At 48.3% G+C, this 18560-nt stretch carries 15 protein-coding genes; 10 read left to right on the top strand and 5 right to left on the bottom strand.

All coding sequences use genetic code 11. From position 1 onward, the window contains the following. Positions 1-350: 350 nt before the first annotated feature. Together SPI9445_RS0110325 and SPI9445_RS0110320 are read right to left on the bottom strand one after the other, a co-directional pair. Positions 351-2522 (bottom strand): APC family permease, encoded by a 2172-nt coding sequence (locus SPI9445_RS0110325; protein ID WP_052646668.1) that lies wholly within the window; start codon positions 2520-2522, stop codon positions 351-353. Positions 2523-2569: 47 nt separating this feature from the next. Beyond that, entirely contained in the window at positions 2570-4258 is a 1689-nt protein-coding gene (locus SPI9445_RS0110320; RefSeq protein WP_017304671.1) for an NAD+ synthase, read from the bottom strand. Positions 4259-4520: 262 nt separating this feature from the next. On the opposite strand from SPI9445_RS0110320, the gene SPI9445_RS0110315 reads away from it, so the two are divergent. After that, entirely contained in the window at positions 4521-4946 is a 426-nt protein-coding gene (locus SPI9445_RS0110315) for a hypothetical protein (RefSeq protein WP_017304670.1), read from the top strand. Positions 4947-4953: 7 nt separating this feature from the next. Here the strand turns inward: SPI9445_RS0110315 and SPI9445_RS25110 are convergent, their stop codons facing one another. Both SPI9445_RS25110 and SPI9445_RS0110305 read right to left on the bottom strand, forming a co-directional pair. After that, positions 4954-5946 (bottom strand): hypothetical protein, encoded by a 993-nt coding sequence (locus SPI9445_RS25110; RefSeq protein WP_017304669.1) that lies wholly within the window; start codon positions 5944-5946, stop codon positions 4954-4956. Positions 5947-6080: 134 nt separating this feature from the next. After that, on the bottom strand, positions 6081-6608 hold the full coding sequence (locus tag SPI9445_RS0110305; RefSeq protein WP_017304668.1) for a hypothetical protein: 528 nt from the start codon (positions 6606-6608) through the stop codon (positions 6081-6083). 92 nt (positions 6609-6700) lie between these two features. Between SPI9445_RS0110305 and SPI9445_RS0110300 the strand changes: the two genes are divergently transcribed. The 4 genes from SPI9445_RS0110300 (at position 6701) to SPI9445_RS0110285 (ending at position 13370) form a co-directional block, all read left to right on the top strand. Then, positions 6701-8791, top strand: coding sequence for a SpoIIE family protein phosphatase (locus SPI9445_RS0110300; RefSeq protein ID WP_017304667.1), 2091 nt, complete (start codon positions 6701-6703; stop codon positions 8789-8791). 149 nt (positions 8792-8940) lie between these two features. After that, positions 8941-11052, top strand: coding sequence for a cation:proton antiporter domain-containing protein (locus SPI9445_RS0110295; protein WP_017304666.1), 2112 nt, complete (start codon positions 8941-8943; stop codon positions 11050-11052). A 53-nt stretch (positions 11053-11105) separates the two neighbouring features. Next, entirely contained in the window at positions 11106-12542 is a 1437-nt protein-coding gene (locus tag SPI9445_RS27520; RefSeq protein ID WP_017304665.1) for a WD40 domain-containing protein, read from the top strand. Between the two features lie 105 nt (positions 12543-12647). Continuing rightward, the gene (locus tag SPI9445_RS0110285) at positions 12648-13370 is read left to right on the top strand and encodes a Uma2 family endonuclease (protein WP_017304664.1); all 723 of its coding nucleotides are present in this window, start codon (positions 12648-12650) and stop codon (positions 13368-13370) included. A gap of 114 nt (positions 13371-13484) precedes the next feature. Here SPI9445_RS0110285 and SPI9445_RS30470 read toward each other — a convergent pair whose 3' ends face one another. Beyond that, positions 13485-13706: a hypothetical protein gene (locus SPI9445_RS30470; protein WP_164674505.1), complete on the bottom strand. Its 222-nt coding sequence runs from the start codon at positions 13704-13706 to the stop codon at positions 13485-13487. Between the two features lie 37 nt (positions 13707-13743). Between SPI9445_RS30470 and SPI9445_RS0110280 the strand changes: the two genes are divergently transcribed. The 5 genes from SPI9445_RS0110280 to SPI9445_RS25100 all read left to right on the top strand — a co-directional run bounded on the left by SPI9445_RS0110280 (position 13744) and on the right by SPI9445_RS25100 (position 18474). Then, complete coding sequence (locus SPI9445_RS0110280) at positions 13744-14169, top strand: hypothetical protein (RefSeq protein WP_026079685.1); 426 nt, start codon at positions 13744-13746, stop codon at positions 14167-14169. 79 nt (positions 14170-14248) lie between these two features. After that, positions 14249-15244: a (S)-8-amino-7-oxononanoate synthase BioU gene (gene bioU, locus SPI9445_RS0110275; RefSeq protein WP_017304662.1), complete on the top strand. Its 996-nt coding sequence runs from the start codon at positions 14249-14251 to the stop codon at positions 15242-15244. A 182-nt stretch (positions 15245-15426) separates the two neighbouring features. Beyond that, positions 15427-16122: a class I SAM-dependent methyltransferase gene (locus SPI9445_RS0110270; protein WP_202803673.1), complete on the top strand. Its 696-nt coding sequence runs from the start codon at positions 15427-15429 to the stop codon at positions 16120-16122. Between the two features lie 249 nt (positions 16123-16371). After that, entirely contained in the window at positions 16372-16602 is a 231-nt protein-coding gene (locus SPI9445_RS0110265) for a hypothetical protein (protein ID WP_017304660.1), read from the top strand. Positions 16603-16950: 348 nt separating this feature from the next. Then, positions 16951-18474: a tetratricopeptide repeat protein gene (locus tag SPI9445_RS25100; RefSeq protein WP_017304659.1), complete on the top strand. Its 1524-nt coding sequence runs from the start codon at positions 16951-16953 to the stop codon at positions 18472-18474. Positions 18475-18560: the final 86 nt, after the last annotated feature.

Here is an 18560-nt window from a genome sequence, read left to right as displayed (position 1 = left end):
CAGGTCAGTTCTCCTTGGGCAACCTTGCTTGGGTACCTCTCGGTGCATTTGTTAATTAGGCTACCAAATTTTTCTAAGTTTTAAAAGTCTTTTCGAGTAAAGTTAATCTTTTCTTCAGAAAAGCACCATAAACAAGGGATCTGAAGCGAGGTGATTCAGATAGAAGCCCTAAAATTGCGGTGTTTACAGTTTGCACGGTGTTTACCGTTTGGGGGTGAGCAAAGGATTGAAGTAATGGTTCAAAACACCTTCCAGATTTTAATTGTAAGGCATAAATCTGGGGGAAAGAATTAAAAAATGTTTCAGACTTTCCCCAGTTGTTCAGTTCACTTTTGAGAGGTTCAGGGATGTTAACTTCCTTCGGTGAGAACTTCGGCAAAGGGAAAATCGGGGGCGGCTAACACTAAGAGGGTGGTGGGTAGTCCGGTAACTCGCTGTTGGAGGGTTTCATAGTAGGTTTTAAAATCGAAGTTGTCTCTGGGTTTGGCCATACCGAGAAAGACTAAATCGGCTTGGGCGGAGGATTGATGTAGGATTTCCTCAAAAGAACGACCATTGGAGACTAACACTTTGGGGATGGCTCGAATCCGCAGGTCTTTAATCATTTGGGTAAGGTTGATTTGAGCGGCTTGGGCGGCTTGGGTGTCTCCGACGACTAATTTGAGGTAGATTTCTGCGTTGCGCCAGTCAATTTGACTGCGCAGAAGATAGCCTAAGAGCAACATTAAGCTCCCGTTAGCTTGCATCCCCCCCCACCATAAATCAAGGCGTTTTCGTTGTCCGAATCCCTGTTCTGGATTTTCGCGGAAAATGATTAGGCTGCGTTTGGCGCGGTAGATGGTTTGAATCATCTGGCAATATTGCGCTCGGCGGTTGGGGTCTTCGCTATCTCCGAGGAGAATGGTGTTGGGGACGATGGCACCGAGGCCGTAGGTTTCGACTAATTGTTCTGCCCCGGCAAAGGGATTGTCGGCGGTGATGATGCGCACGAGGGCTTGAACGCCGCGTTTTTCGATGTAGTCGCGCAGGGTTAATTCGAGGTCGGTTTGTTGACCCATGTCCCGGGAGCCGGGGGGGAGGATGCTGGCGATGGTGATGAGGCCTCGGTTGTGGGTGAGGGCATCGGCGAGTTCTACGAGGGGCCAGCGTTTGCGGGGGATGCCGGAGAGGACGAGGATATGAGGTCGCCAGTTTTTGGTGTCTTCGGTGTGGCCTACTTGTAGGAGGCCGACGCGGAGGAGGTTCATCCATAAACCTCGTCGCACGTCGCCCCAGGTGGTGATGAGTTCTCGTTGTTGTAGCCAGAGGTAGATGGCGAGGACGATGATGGCGGCGACGGTGGTGGCGATGGGGTTAATCAAAAACATGACGATTAAACAGCCTAGGGCGCCGAGGAGGGAGAAGAGCCAGTGGACGGGGAAGGTGGGGCGGAAGGAGGGACTATCAAGGAATCCTTCGATGGCGGCGGAGATGTTGAGGACGAGGTAGGTGGTGAGGAAGAACATGGTGAGGACGGGGGCGATGAGGTTGAGGTCGCCAATGGAGACGGCGGCGATCGCAACAACTAAGGTGACGGCGGTTCCGATTTTAGGTTCATCGGTTGGACCGCTGCCTTGACCCAGAAACCCCATCCACTGGGGGAGGACTCCATCCCGGGCGAGGGCTTGTAAGACTCGGGGCGCGCCTAAAATACTGCCGATGGCGCTGCTGAGGGTGGCTCCCCACACTCCCAATAAGATGGCGGGGCCCCAGAGTGCCATTTGTTCCATAATTAGGGGATATTGCCGTAGGGTGCTGGCATCGGCACGGAGGGCGAGGATGATGGGCAGTATCATATAGATGGCGTATCCGGTGCCAACGGCGGCGAGGGTGCCGATGGGGATGGCTTTGGTGGGTTCTCGTAGGTCGCCGGACATATTGACTCCGGCCATGATTCCGGTGACGGCGGGGAAAAAGACGGCAAACACAGCCCAGAAGGGTTCTCCTTTGTTGGTCCAGAGTTCAATGTGGGTGGGTTCGATGGGCTTTCCGAAGAGGAAGGAAATCAGGGAAAGGGCGATCGCCGCCATAATGAAATATTGCGCTCGGATGGCGATATTGGCGGAGGTGATGGCTAAGATGGCGACCCCAATCGTGGTGATGAGGGCAATATAAACTTGATTGAGGTGGGGGAAGGTTTGGGTGAGACTTTCGGCAAACCCCAAGGTATAGAGGGCAACGGAGAGGGCTTGAGCGAAGTAGAGGGGAATTCCCACGGCTCCCCCGGTTTCTAGCCCCAAGGAGCGACTAATCATGTAGTAGGCTCCGCCTACCCGCACTACTCGATCGGTGGCGATCGCACTCACAGACAGGCTGGTTAAAAAGGTGATAGAGGTGGCGAGGGTGACAATGGCTAAGGTTCCCAATAAGCCCACATTCCCTACCACCCAACCAAAGCGGAGGTACATAATCACCCCCAAAATGGTCAAAATCGACGGGGTGTAAACGCCGCCAAATGTTCCCAAACCAGATGATTTTGTCATGATCTCCAAATAACAATTATTGACAGTTTTGTTGTGGGCAGAGTTGTTCACCAGTTGCCGATAACAACGGCAATAGGCATTCTCCAACCTGTCCCAAAGGCGCGATCGGTTATTTTTAGTCCGGGGGGGGCTTGGCGGCGTTTGAATTCGGCACGATTGACGAGACGGCTGACTTTTTGGACGATTTGGGGGGAATGTCCGGCGGCAATAATATCTTGAGGGGATTGGTGATGATGGATGAGACGGGCGAGGATATCATCTAGGATTTCGTAGGGGGGGAGGGAGTCTTGATCGGTTTGTCCGGGTTTGAGTTCGGCGCTGGGGGCTTTGGTGAGGATGGTGGGGGGGATCAAGATTTGTTCGCGGTTGAGCCATTGACACAGAGCATAGACTCGGGTTTTGGGGACATCGGCGATGACGGCTAAACCGCCGTTCATGTCACCGTAGAGCGTGCAATAGCCGACGGCCATTTCTGATTTGTTGCCTGTGGAGAGGAGAAGATAGCCAAATTTGTTGGCGATCGCCATTAATAAGTTGCCCCGAATTCGAGATTGAATATTTTCCTCGGCAATGCCAAATTCTGTTCCGGCAAAGAGGGGATCTAGGAGTTGATCATAGGCACTCATGGCGGGTTCAATGGGGAGGGTTTGGCTCTCAATGCCTAGGTTCTGGACTAATTGTTCTGCATCGCTGATGGAGTGATCGGAACTGTAGGGGGAGGGCATTAAAACACCGAGGACGTTTTCTGCTCCCAAGGCTTCGACGGCGATCGCCGCGACTAGGGCGGAGTCAATGCCACCACTTAACCCTAACACGGCTTTGGAAAACCCACATTTACGGGCATAATCGCGGACTCCAAGGACTAAGGCTGCCCAAATTTCGGCCTCGGTGCAGGAAGGAAAGGCCTGGATGGTGCTGGGGGTTAAATCTTGGGTTTCTAAGTCATATTCGGCGATCGCTAACTCTGTCCTAAACGCCTCTGCCCGAGTTACTACCTCACCCTGACGATTGATGGCTACACTACACCCATCAAACAATAAATCGTCATTACCGCCCACTTGATTGGCATAAATAATCGGAATGGCGTAACGAGTGGCACAATGTTTTAACATCGACTCCCGCAAGCCTTGTTTTCCGAGGGTATAAGGAGATGCGGAAAGGTTGACAATGAGATCAACTTGTGCATTGGCTAGATCTTCAAGGGGATTAACCTGATAGGTGCGCTTTCCCCAAAACTGCTCATCATTCCAGAGATCCTCACAAATCGTTACCCCAATTTTGAGATGAGTTTCCGGGGTACGGTGTCCATACAGGACAAAGAGATTGGCCTCTTCCCCGGAGGCAAAATAACGGTGTTCGTCAAAAACATCATAGGTGGGAAGTAATCGCTTGTGAAACACCCGTTCTATTTTTCCATGTTGTAAGAGAGCCATACTGTTGAATAGACTTTTTTCTCCCTTTTCGGTAGCGTAGGGATTCGCCTCCACCGTGCCAACTAATACCGCTAATTGGGGAGGTAATTCTGAGGCTAGATCGAGCAGTTTTTGCGCAAGAGCGGTGATAAATTGGGGCCGTAGGAGTAAATCACGGGGGGGATAGCCACAGAGGGATAATTCTGGGGTTAATAAGAGACGAACACCTTGATTTGCTGCGACTTGAGCCATTTGTAGGATAGTTTGGGCATTGCCGGATAAATCTCCAATGGTGGGGTTTAGTTGGGCGATCGCAATTTTCATAAAGAATAGCTCAAAAAACGGGAAAAGCAGGCAAAGACCGGAGTTAAAGCCCAGGGATCAAAAGCTAATATAGCATTTTTCCCTCTCGGTCATTATTTACGGATTTTTTCAATGTATTTTTTAATACATTTATCTCCAAAAGGAGTCATAACAAGAATTACAACAATTCTTAAATGAATCAGGATATAGTTTAGCGACGGCTCAGACAAGACCTAGGATGGACTTTATAGCAAGAGGACTGAAATTAAGAGAGAAAATATTTATGGACGGTCTACAGCAACAACTGCTAACACTCAACTATAAAGTGGATGCCCTTTATCAAATGGTAGAACAATTAACCCGTCAACTACATCAATTGCATCAATATGTGAATCCTCATGTGAATCCTCGTTCTGTGACCTCCCCCCATGAACGGCTTTCCGGGGATTTTGACGCATTATCTCCCCCTTGGTCATGGAATGATCTGCCTGTTTATCCCTCCAATCCTCAAGAGTCAGAAAACCTAGAAATGATGCACAAAGATATTCTTAAAGATGAGGAAGGATGGGATATCCCACCTGACTATAATCTGTCGGATCAAGATTTAGCGCCAGAGTTGCAGATTCGGCGTTTAACGGCTCAAGTAACGGCAGCCTATCATCGGATTGCAGCACTAGAAGAACAATTACTCGCCCAACGGGTCCATTAATGGTTTTCTAAGTGGGATCAGCTAAATCGCTCAGAATTAACTCTAAGAGTTGAGGAAGACGTTCAGGGTGTTGGTGAGGAGTGATTTTTTTCACTGGTGTTGTTTTTAATAGCCGATTGAGCAGAATAAATTCTTGTTGCCGTTGGGGTTTATCTAACAAATAGTTGGTATAAGTATTTGTAACTAGGGAAATTAAATGACTACGCAAAGAAGCTGTAGTTAAGTAAGGTGCATGATCTTCTTCACTTCGAGGTTGTAGGTGATAAATACCTTTTAAGGGTAAAGGGTTGGGTTGAAATTGATAACCGGGTTGGGTAAGGTCTAAATATTGTTTATGCCAAGTAGGATGACTGGGTACAATCCGGGGTAAGTGTTCCGGTGAACCGTAGAGGTGTTGAACAGATTCCGACCATAAACGCAGTCGGGGATAGGCAGGTTCTACTAAAAATTGGGGGGTAAGGACAACGACATCATCAGACAAAATGCCATAACCTTGTTGGGCAAAAGCGGCGGCAGTAGTGGACTTACCCGCTCCACTACTGCCCAAAAATGCGATCGCCTGATTCCCAATAGCCACAGCGCTGGCGTGCAAACAAATCACCCCTTTGAGGCGCAAAATAAAACCCAAAATAGGGCCCAATAAGTAGGTGGCTGCGTCTTCTAGGGTTAGGGGAGGTTGCCAAGTCGTCCAAATCCGCCAACTGGGGCGACATTGCACCAGAAAATCCACCCCCTCACTGTAGCGGAAATGGAAAAAATCAGGGGGGTAGGAGGTCGATTCCTTGAGAGAGGAACGCCAAACCATTAACAGGGGAAAGCCAGCTAAATCCTGAGTAGGACTCACATACCACGGAGCAAGATGATTCAGCACCTGGGGGAGAGGTTGACCCCAAGACACTGGAATTAAATTCTCAGGAAGAAGGACTGAAGTAACAGGGGCAACCCCCGGAATGGGGGCATCGGAACATAATTCTAGACCATAGACTTGGTAATGTATCATCACTGAGGCCGCTCTGTGACATCCTCCCGACACCGACCCTAGGGGTACGGTGCGGGCTTCCCCATATTACTATGAGGCTTTCCTGTTTCTACGGGAGGCTCTAGATGTCTTTTTAGGGGCCTCCCGACGATGAGCTAACCCAAAGCCGTTAAAATCGTCAAACCATCCATCACCAACAACAATACCGCACAACCCAACAGCATCAAATACATCCAAGGTTGAGCCAGAGGCCGTATATCTTGGGTATCAATCCCCGTTTTCTCCTGCACGATACGCACCAACCGCGCAAATCCTAACACCCGCATTGGTAATAAATAAGCCCTTTCTTGGTGATGGGTTGTGAAATAATACACCAGTCCCCCTTGTCCAGTCGTGCGCATTTTTAAGTCCTGAATCTCCGACCAGCGCAACATCCACCCCCGACGCCACACCCCCCGCACCCAACGGGGATAAGTGACTTGAATTTGCTCCTCATCCACGATAACCCGTTCACTCAAAAACCCATAAACCACCACGAAACCCAGACCTAAAGCCACCCACAGCCAAGAAGAGGGAACAGGTGCGTCTGTTGCTTCGGCCAGAAAGGGGAGAGGAAGCGTCAGCGCCACATAGAACGTGAGCAAGGTTAGGCGAATTAGGGGGGAAAGGGGAAAAATATTCATAAAGATCCTAAAACATCGGGTTATATTGCTGTCAGGAAGACTGTGCATCTGTATAGACAAGCAAACAAAAGATTACTGTTCTCCCTTATATTATGACCTTTCTCAACCGGACGACCTTCCGCCTGCGGACTACATTGATTGTCCCCTTTGTTTTGCAAATCGTCACCACCGTGGGACTTGTCGGCTATCTTTCCTTCCGCAATGGACAAAAAGCGGTGACAGAATTGGCCTCGGAATTGAGTACCCAAGCCAGCGATCGCGTGAGTGAACAGTTAAGTAGTTATTTAGACATCCCACGACAAGTCAATGAGATGAACTTACAGGCCATTGACTTAGGGATTTTGAATCCCGAGGATCTTGAGATTACCACCCGCTTTTTTTGGCGACAAATGAAGGTTTTTGACAATCTCAGTTATATCAATTTCGGTAACGAAGCCGGATTATTTATTGGGGTGGGTCGAGAAGATAATGGCTCCCTTTATACGGAACAAATGACAGAAGCGGATGACTTTATTTATCAACGCTATGCCCTTGATGAGCAAGGAAATCGGGCTGAATTTTTAGCCCGTGAAGAATACCCTTTTCAGGAGGATGAATGGTATCAAAGCGTTGTGTTAGCAGAAAAGCCCCTCTGGAGTTCTATCTATGCTTGGGAAGATCGACCGGATATTATTTCCATTGCCGCTAGTTACCCCGTTTATAACGAAGAGCAAGAGTTAATCGGGGTGGTGGGAGTCGATTTTATTTTATCTCAAATTAGCGACTTTTTGGGGGAATTAAACGTGAGTCCCTCCAGTCGAATTTTTATTATTGAACGAGATGGGATGATTGTGGGCAGTTCTAGTCCAGAAGCCGCTTATAAGGAAGTAGACGGGGAAGTACAACGGCTGAGTATTTTAGAGAGTCCAGATAGGCTGATGCGGGATACAGCGATGAAAGTACGCGATCGCCTCGGAGACTTCCCCAACATTGACACCCCCCAGCACTTCCTCCTCCAACTCAGTAAAGAACCCGCCTTTGTTTCCGTCACCCCCTGGCAAGATAAACTAGGTTTAGATTGGCTCGTCGTTGTTATCATCCCAGAAGCCGATTTTATGGAGGACATTCACGCCAGCAACCGCAACACAATTCTCCTTTGTTTTCTCACCTTTCTCCTCGCTTTAATCGTCGGTTTTCTTACCGCCCGTCGCATTAGTCAACCCATCGAAGAAATTACCGCCGCCTCCGCACAAATGGCGGCCGGAAAATTAAAACAATCCATTCGACCTCGACGGATTTTGGAATTAGCTACCTTAGCAAAAGCTTTTAATACAATGGCCGGACAGTTAGAAACAGCCTTTAATACCCTAGAAAAGAAAGTCGAAGAACGCACGGCTGATTTAGTCCAAGCCAACGCCGAAATTAACCTACTTAATGAAAAATTAAAAACGGAAAATCTCCGCATGGTCGCTGAATTAGACCTGCTGCAACAAATGCAAAAAATGATTCTACCACGACCAGAAGAATTAAACATTGATGGGTTAGATATTGCCGGATTTATGGAACCTGCCGATGAAGTAGGCGGCGATTATTACGATGTTCTAGAAATTGATGGCGTTGTCACCATTAGTATGGGAGATGTGACCGGACATGGGTTAGAAAGTGGTATTTTAATGTTAATGACTCAGACGGCTGTCCGCACTTTAAAAGAAATTCGAGAACAGGATCATGTGCGTTTTTTAGATATTTTAAATCGCACCTTATACAAAAATTTACAACGGATGCAGTCCGACAAAAACTTAACCCTTGTTTTATTGAATTATAGTGATAAAACCGTCAGCATTAGCGGTCAACATGAAGAAACCCTAGTGATCAGAAACGGGGGAGAAATTGAACGAATTGATACCACAGAATTAGGGCTACCGTTAGGCTTAGATGATGATATTGCCGATTTTATCAAGCATACCGTTGTCGAGTTAGAACCGGGGGATAGTATTGTGCTATATACGGATGGCATTACCGAAGCAAAAGATATTAATAAAAAGCAATACGGACTTGACCAACTTTGTGCTATAATATCCCAACATTGGCAAGCTTCAGCCCATGATATTAAGGAGGCTGTGATTGAGGATGTGCGGCGACATATTGGCAAACAGCAAATTTTTGATGATATCACCCTATTAGTTTTGAAACAAGAAGCTTAATTGATTGTATGCTGAGATTAGATAGAATAAAAAAAGAGGGCGGTCTGTAGGCTGTGTGGAGGGACAGCAACCCCCAATAAATCTCTCAAAATTACGGTTGCCAATAGCAAGCTATTTTTTTATAGATCCTCCGCTTCTACTTGAATCCAATGGAATCCATTTTCAGTTTAATCCCCGACACTCCTTTAGTCTCTTTTACCATCCTTGTATTAGTAGTATTACTGATTCCGCCCATTTTTGAGCGGATACGCCTACCCGGATTAGTGGGGTTATTAGTGGCTGGGGTTGTATTAGGACAAAATGGGTTACAGGTTCTAAATCCCAGTGATGAAACGATTAAATTACTATCAGATATTGGCAAAATTTATTTAATGTTTGTGGCTGGCTTAGAAATTGATCTCAAGGATTTTCGTCAAAAGAGAAACCGTTCGTTAAGCTTTGGGCTAGCTACATTTTTGTTTCCCTTAATAGTAGGACTAATAGTAGGTAGAGCCTTTGGTTTTGGCTGGAATAGCTCGGTGTTAATCGGCTCATTATTAGCCTCTCATACCCTGTTAGGCTATCCCATTGTAGACCGTCTAGGAGTGGTAAGAAATGAAGCGGTAACGATTACAATTGGGGCGACTATTTTCACCGATATTTCCGCTTTATTAGTTTTGGCTATTTGTGTGTCCATTCACGGGGGAGATTTCTCGGCAGAAACGTTAATTTTACAACTGGTTAATTTAGCTCTTTATGCAGCGTTTGTCTTATTCGGCTTTGATTGGTTAGGGAAAGAATATTTTCGCCGCACAGGTGATGCAGAAGGGAATCAGTTTCTCTTTGTACTCAGTGCAGTATTTCTGGCGAGTGTGGGGGCAGAATTGGTCAATGTTGAGCAAATTGTGGGGGCATTTTTAGCCGGACTGGCGGTGAATGATGTGGTGGGACGGGGCCCGGTTAAGGAGAAAGTTGAATTTTTGGGCAGTACGATGTTTATTCCCTTTTTCTTTGTGGGAATGGGGTTATTAATTAATGTTCCGGCGTTTGTTTCTACCTTAACTTCAGGGTTAGCATTAACAGCGAGTATTGTTTTCGCTCTACTCGGGAGTAAATTTTTAGCGGCCTTGGTGACTAAATTAAGATACGGTTATAGTAAAGCCGAACTTTTTACTATGTGGTCCCTCTCCATGCCACAGGTAGCGGCTACCTTAGCGGCCGCCCTCGCCGCTTATCAGGCTATAAATGGAGTAGGCGATCGCCTCATCACAGAAAATGTCCTCAACAGCGTGATTGTCCTGATGTTGGTGACATCCCTCTTCGGTCCTATTCTCACCGCCCAATTCGCCCCCAAAATTCGCCCTCCCCAACCCACTTTAACCCCTGAAAGTCTTGCCGATTGGGGCTTAGGAGCAGCTAATCCCAGCAAAGCTATATCCGCTTCAACCTTTACCATTGTCGTTCCCATTTATAACCCCTTGACCGAAAAATATTTAATGGAAATGGGAGCCTTTTTAGCGGGTCATGAGTCAGGGCATTTAGTCCCCCTCTCCATCGCCCTTGCTCATGTTCACATGGATGATCCCCAGTTAGAAGTGGGCATACAAAAAGCCCAGAAAATGCTGAATCAAGCCACCAACACCGCTCAAATTTTGGGAGTGACCGCTTACCCCCAATTGCGCATAGATGATGATGTTGCCCAAGGCATTACTCGCACAGCCCGGGAAGTGAACGCCAATTTAGTCGTCATGGGGTGGAGTCAAAATCAAGGCATTCGAGCCAGATTATTCGGCACAATATTAGATCAAGTGTTTTGGTCTTCCCACTGTCCCGTTGCGGCGATGCGTCTTCTCACAGAGCCAAGTAATATCTATAGAATTCTAGTTCCGGTCAAGAGCATCACCCCTCTGACCATTCAAACCATTCGTTTTGCTCAACTTTTTGCCAATGCAAATCAAGCCTCTGTCACCTTACTACATATTTTTGTTCAGGAAGTGTTTGGCTTAACTCAAGGCCCTGATGCGCAACAAATCCAACAATTTGAGCAGCAACTGTCTGAGATTTTATCCCAAGCCGGACCGACAGTTGGGTTTGATATTCAGACGGTGATTGCTGAAGATCCGGCCGAGGTGATTCTACGCATGGCGCAATCCTTTGATATGGTTGTTTTACGGTCATTTCGTCGTCGCACGGCGGGGGGATTAACCGTCAGCAATGTAGCAACGCGGGTGGTTAAGGAATTAACCTGTTCTCTAGTCATGTTCGGAGAGCCTCATTCTTAGGGGGGGAATGAGGAACACTAATAAGGTATCAACTTTTGCTTCATGCTCATTGAATGACTAATCTGCACACCTACTATGAGATTTTAGAAATCCCGGCCGGGGCATCACCGGAAGAGGTGAAACGCGCTTATCGGAAATTAGTAAAACAATGGCATCCTGACCAGTTTGCAGGTTTTCCCGAAAAGCAAGAACAGGCAGAAGAGCAGATTAAACGGATTAATGAGGCCTACGAATATCTTAAGGCTCGCTCCCAAACTTCGGGCCCCCCCTCTCCTTCGGCATCGGATCAAAAACAGCAGAACCTAGCCCTCTCTCGCCTTTATTATCAACAGGGGGTAGAAAAAGCCAAACATGAGCAGTATCGAGAGGCCTTAGTGGATTTTAAGCAGGCTATTTTTTTGGATGCTGACTATATAGAGGCTTATAAATATCGGGGTTTTGTTTATTCTATTTTGGGACGGGATCAGGAAGCGAACGCGGATTTGCGCAAGGTTGCCCAGTTGCGGCAAAAAACGGGTCAATCTTCCGCCTATTCTGCCACTCCTCGGGCGAATCAGGCGGGTTCTGTAACTCCTAGGGATGAACAAGCCCAGTGGGTCTGTGCGGGGACATTGCGCCTTCATGATGATGTGGTGAGTGCGATCGCCTTAAGTCCCGATGGTTATACATTTGTCAGTGGCAGTTTCGACGAAACCCTGCGTTTGTGGCAATTAAGCACAGGGCAACAATTGCGCCGCATTGATAGCCGTTGTGGTCGGGTCTATTGTGTAGCCGTGAGTCCCGATGGGCGGTATATTGCCAGTGGGGGGGAAGATACAACCATTCGCCTGTGGGATTTACACACCGGGCGAGAAGTACAGGCCTTTGGACGGTGGCTGAGGAAGGGACACCGAGACACAGTGTTATCCCTGGCCTTCCATCCCGATGGCAAGCGTTTAGTGAGTGGGGGGGCAGATCAAACCGTGCGCTTGTGGCATCTCCAATCGGGGCGGGAATTGTACAAAATTGATGCCTATTCCAATGTGGTGACAGGGGTTGATGTGAGTCCCGATGGGCAAATTATAGCAACGGTGGGACAGGAAAAGATAGTCAAGTTGCGTTACCTGATGAATGGTCGTTTATTGCGGGCAGTGCGTAAGGAATTTAAAAGTTTAGCGGTGGCCTTTAGTCCAACGGGGCGTTATTTCGTGACGGCAGACTCCGATGATCTCTTGCGGGTGTGGGGATGCGATCGCGCTCAAGAACGTCAACTCCTGCGAGGTCATGAGAATCAAGTCTGTGCAGTAGCTTGGAGTGAGGACGAAAAGCGCCTTGTCAGTGGCAGTTTAGATCGAACCATTCGCGTCTGGAATAGTCAGACGGGGCAATTATTGGACACTTTAGAAGGTCATGAGGATTCGGTTCTGTCCGTAGGGTTTAATCCAGAAGGTCGAACCATTGTCAGTGGCAGCGCCGATCATACTATTAAAATCTGGTGGTTTAAACAGTAGGAGGAAATAGGGCGACGATTCCCCCTCGCGCCCTCGCAGATGGTGAGAGATTCAAACCTCGCTATAATTTATCTATCGGAATTCTTATAAATTCTCCTAAAAATCATGGTTCAAGCACCCATTCGCTCCGAAATTCTTTATCCTGATTCCGACGGTAAACCTATGGCAGAAAATACCCTACAATATCGCTGGATTGTGCGTTTAGTGACCAATCTTAAGCACTTATTAAGGGAGCAAGTCGCTTTTGTGGCGGGGGATTTACTGTGGTATCCAGTGCAGGTGAAAACACCTCCAGCACCCGCTCAAGCCCCCGATGCGATGGTTGCATTCGGTCGTCCACCGGGAGATCGAGGAAGTTATAAACAGTGGGAAGAAGACAACATAGCCCCTCAAGTTGTTTTTGAAATTCTTTCCCCCAGTAACACCATGAAAGAAATGGTCGCCAAGCAGATGTTTTACGAAAAATATGGGGTACTAGAGATGTATTTTTATGACCCAGAAACTTATGATTTTTGGGGCTATACTCGCGAAACCACCGAGGAAGGTTTTATCTTAGTGAGTCCTCTGCATTTGCCCTGGACTTCTCCCCTATTACAGATTCGCTTTGAGTTATTTGAGGATGGGTTAAGCCTATTCTATCCCGATGGCGAATCTTTTAAAGAGCCGGGGGAATTTATTCTAGAACGTGAGCAGGCAAGGCTTGAACGAGATCAAGCAAGGCTTGAACGTGAGCAGGCCAGAGAAAGGGAAGAACAAACCCAACAGAAACTAGAGCGTGCTATGGCAAAATTGCAAGAATTAGGCATTGATCCTAATACATTGTCTTGACATCCTCCCGACGAGTCGCGCTATTCTTGTTTCGAGACGCTACGCTTTCCTCACAGCGTAGCGTTCCGTTTCCCGACTCCCGATTCCCCAACTCTCGGACTTATTCAGCAAGCCCTAGGGAATAGGGAATAGGTGATAGGGAATAATTATAAATTCTCCCCTGCTCCCCGGTCGGTGAGCGAAGTCGAACCGCTGCTCCCCTGCTCCCCTCTCCCCGACTCCCGACTCCCGACTCCCGACTCCCGACTCCCGACTCCCGACTCCCGTTCCCCGTTCCCTATCCCCTAAAAGAGTGGGAGACTTCTGGCAACATTGCGCTACAACTAGAGAAACCAAAAAACTCCTGAGAAACTCGAACACAAGGAAGGTGAAAGTGAACGCATCTGAACAAGCGACTAGCTTAACCGTTGCCAGCAAAATCGCGGCCATTGTCAACCTGTTTAAAAGTCAATTTCCCGATGCTAAAGCCGATCTTAAACCTTGGCACAGTGACCCAGACACCCAAGAATGGGTAGACCCAGACTCCATTGATATTGGCTTCCACCTCCCCGGATGGAGTCCCCGCTTTCAGGGTCGTAGTATCTTAGTCCAAATTCGCTTTCATCAAGACCCCATTGAGGACTGTTACCGTTTGATTGGTGTGGAAACGGCGGCCTTTAATCATCAAGGTCAAGCGTGGCGTTTGTCAACAGTGGACAATTGGCAATTTGTGGGTCAGGCACTCCCTTCTCCCGATGTGGCCGATAAGCTGAAACAGTTTTGCCGTCAGGTTTTGGAACTCTGGAATAATGTCACGTGAGGGTTAATATTCATTTTTGGGTTAAGACGCGACCCAGAAAGGCAGATAATAGAAATCTGTTGAGATGGAGAAAGTCAGCATGAACCCAGTGCAAGGGAAAATCCGAGTTGGTGTTTTAGGATTTGGAGGATTAGGGCAAGCAGCCGCTACAATCTTAGCCCAGAAACAAGAAATGGAATGGGTGGCGGTTGCCGACCATAAAGGCTATGCTTACAATCCGGCAGGGTTGGACCCCCAGGCCTGTCGTGCGGTCTATCAAACCCAAGGGACTGTAGGCTATTTAGAACCTCATGGCACCCTCAGCCAGCAAAGTATTCAGGATTTACTGGAAAATGCCCAAGTGGATGGTTATTTTCTGGCGTTGCCGAATTTGCCCAATACCTTTATGGCTTCAGTCGCCCAACAGTTTATTCAGTCGGGGTGGCGTGGGGTGTTGGTGGATGCGCTTAAACGCACCAGCGCGGTAGAACAACTCCTGACGCTACGGGAGGACTTAGCAGGGGCCCGAATCACCTATTTAACGGGCTGTGGGGCGACTCCGGGCTTATTAACGGCGGCGGCCACGTTAGCGGCTCAAAGTTATAGCGAAATCCACAGGGTTAAAATTACCTTTGGGGTGGGGATTGCCAACTGGGAGGCCTACCGGGCTACGATTCGGGAAGATATTGCCCATTTACCGGGCTATAGTGTGGACAAGGCCCAGGCGATGAGTGATGAAGAGGTGGCGGCGTTGTTGGACGAAACCAATGGGATTCTGGCCTTGGAGAATATGGAACACGCCGATGACATTATGTTGGAGTTGGCGGGAATTTGCGATCGCCATCAAGTCACAGTCGGCGGTGTGGTGGATACCCGCAACCCCAAAAAGCCATTAAGTACCAATGTTCAGGTCACAGGACGCACCTTTGAGGGCAAAATTTCCACCCATACCTTTACGCTGGGGGATGAAACCAGCATGGCGGCCAATGTCTGCGGTCCCGCTTTTGGCTATCTGAAGGCCGGGGTGAATTTCCATCGTCGGGGTTTCTATGGTTTATTGACGGCAGCGGATCTCATGCCTCAGTTTGTGCGTTGATTTAGGGAAGAGGGAACGGGGAACGGGAAGGGGGGAGGGGGAGAGGGGGAGCAGGGGAGCAGGGGAGCAGGGGAGAGGGGGGAGAGTTCCCGGACTCCCGACTCCCGACTCCCGACTCCCGATTCCCGACTCCCGACTTTGTTGGGTTGCGCTTCCTGTGCCGAACCTACGGACTATGGACTATGGATTATTTGAGGGGAAAAATTGAGATGGAAAATACTGGGGTTTGTCTTAATGTTGGTTGTGGTTTGGTGGTAGCCCAAGGTTGGCAAAATCTCGACGCTTCTCCGAGTCTGAGAATTAAACAACTCCCCCTCATTGGTCAACCTTTAGCCAAGTTACTCAAAGCCCCTCAGTGGCCCGATGAAGTGATGTATGGCAACATTATTCAAGGTCTAAATATTCCTGAAAATAGTTGTGATTTAATCTACGCTTCCCATGTCTTAGAACACCTCGCTTTATTAGATTTTGCGGTGGCAATGGAGCATATTTATTCCTATCTTAAACCGGGTGGAATATTTCGCGCTATTGTACCAAATATTGAGCATTTTGTCAAGATTTATATTGAACAAAAAAAAGACCCCAACTTAGCCGCCCAAGCGTCATTTAACCTGATGCAGGATTCATTAATGGGACATACAGGCACTCGGAAAAGTTTGTTAGTGCGTTGTCGAGAAATCTTTTCTAATTATCGCCATCAGTGGATGTGGGACGGGGATTCATTAAGTGCAGCTTTTGAGAAACATGGCTTTAAAAATGTGCAGATTCGTCAGTATGGGGAATGGTCAGACAATCGTTTTGCGCAAGTCGAACATCCCGAAAGTTTTCTAGATGGCATTTGTCTTGAAGGAACAAAACCCAAACCCCCCAATTCGTAGGTTAGGCAGAGGAAAGGCGCACCCCAACACCCCCATCAGGAGGTAAACCCTCAACCCCTCAAAAAGAAACCGGGTTGCGTTCATCCTCTCATGATTACCTCCAACCCCGATTAAAAACCCGGTTTCTGACCTCAAAAATAAACCTTGCTTTCATCCTCTCATGAGTACCTCCAAAAACGAGGGGATAGAAGAAACCCGGTTTCTAGGGTGCTAGGGTTATGATGGCACTATTAAAACCGAGTCAAAACAATGGAAACACAAGACCTTAAAGAACTGATTCGTGATACCATTCGCACCGTTTTAAGAGAAGAACGCTTAACCCTCTGGTTAGCCCTCCTGCCTCGCGTCAGTCATCGGGAAATGAAAGCCATTGAAACTGAGTTTGGTACACCTACAGACTACCAAACAGAGGAAACGGTAAATATGACCGACTGGGTGCGCAATGGAGATAAAGTAGCGTTTTTCTCCATTGCTGAATAGATTGGCTCGATTGAGGCGGTTTCGTCGGTTAGGCATAGGAAAGGCGCAATCCAACACCCCCATTAGGAGATAAACCGTCAACCCCTCAAAAAGAAACCGGGTTGCGTTCATCCTCTCATCAGTATCTCCACCCCCGATTAAAAACCCGGTTTCTGACCTCAAAAAGAAACCTTGCTTTCATCCTCTCATGAGTACCTCCAAAAACGAGGGGATGGAAGAAACCCGGTTTCTGGATTGTGAGGAAGAAAAAACCCGGTTGCTTAAGGTGACGTTAAGACCAACCCATCCCTAATCCCACCCCCGGAAAGGTGGGTTAAACTGGAGAAGATGGTCTAAAGGAAACCTGCTATGGTCAATCGCAAGTTACTCGCGCTGGTTTTAAGTGTGTCCTTACTTGTTGCCCCCCAAGGGGTGAGCGCTCAGACGTTTGATCAACTTTTTGAGCAGGGGCGTGTGGCTTGGGAGGACGGGCGATATGCGGAAGCAGAAAGGATTTTCCGGAGAGCCATCCAACTCGACCCCAATAATGCTCTTGGTCACCACAGTCTCGGTTTTGCTCTGTATAACCAAGGGAAAGTAGCAGAAGCCATCGCCTCCTACCAACGGACCATCCAACTCGACCCCAATTTAGCTGCGGCTCACGGCAATCTCGGTAATGCCCTGAGAGACCAAGGGAAACTAGCAGAAGCGATCGCCTCCTACCAACGGGCTATCCAACTCGAACCCAATTATGCTACTGCTCACGTCCTTCTTGGTCTTGCCCTGAGAGAACAAGGGGAAGTAAAAGAAGCGATCGCCTCCTTCCAACGGGCTATCCAACTTGAACCCAATTATGCTCCTGTTCACTACATTCTCGGTCTTGCCCTGAGAGAGCAAGGACAACTAGAAGAAGCGATCGCCTCCTTCCAACGGTCTATCCAACTAACACCTAATTATGCTCCTGCTCACGTCCTTCTCGGTCTTGCCCTGAGTGACCAAGGGAAAGTAGCCGAAGCGATCGCCTCCTTCCAACGGGTCATCCAACTCGACCTCAATAATGCTGCGGCTCACATCGGTCTCGGTCTTGCCCTGAGTGACCAAGGGAAAGTAGAAGAAGCCATCGCCTCCTTCCAACAGGTCATCCAACTTAACCCCAATAATGCTGCGGCTCACAACAATCTCGGTCTTGCCCTATATGGTCAAGGGAAAGTAGAAGAAGCCATCGCCTCCTTCCAACAGGTCATCCAACTCGACCCCAATAATGCTGCGGCTCACAACAATCTTGGTCTTGCCCTATATAGTCAAGGGAGACTAACAAAAGCCATCGTTTCCTACCAACAGGCCATCCAACTTGACCCCAATAATGCTGCTGCTCACAACAATCTCGGTCTTGCCCTGTATGACCAACGGAAAGTAGCAGAGGCCATCGCCTCCTTCCAACAAGCCATCCAACTCGACCCCAATAATGCTGCTGCTCACATCGGTCTCGGTAATGCCCTATATGGTCAAGGGGAAGTAGCAGAGGCCATCGCCTCCTTCCAACAAGCCATCCAACTCGACCCTAATAATGCTGCTGCTCACATTGGTCTCGGTGGTGCCCTATCTGGTCAAGGACAACTAGAAGAAGCCATCGCCTCCTTACAACAAGCCATCCAACTCGACCCCAATTATGCTCTTGCTCACTACGGTCTCGGTGGTATCCTGTATTACCAAGGACAACTAGAAGACGCGATCGCCTCCTACCAACAAGCCATCCAACTCGACCCCAATTTCGCTGTTGCTCACTACTATCTTGGTCTTGTCCTGAGAGAGCAAGGGAAAGTAGAAGAAGCGAGTGCTGCTTTCCAACGGGCTATCCAACTCGACCCCAATCTTGCTGATCTCTTGCCCTGAGCGATTTGTCCCGCCAGACTTGATTAATGTGTTACAGCTGGTTCACCAAGAAACCGGGTTTCTGGGGTGAAGAAAAAGAAACCGGG

This window comes from Spirulina subsalsa PCC 9445, assembly GCF_000314005.1.
Classification (GTDB): domain Bacteria; phylum Cyanobacteriota; class Cyanobacteriia; order Cyanobacteriales; family Spirulinaceae; genus Spirulina_A; species Spirulina_A subsalsa.
This window is presented reverse-complemented; position numbering and strand designations above follow the sequence as displayed.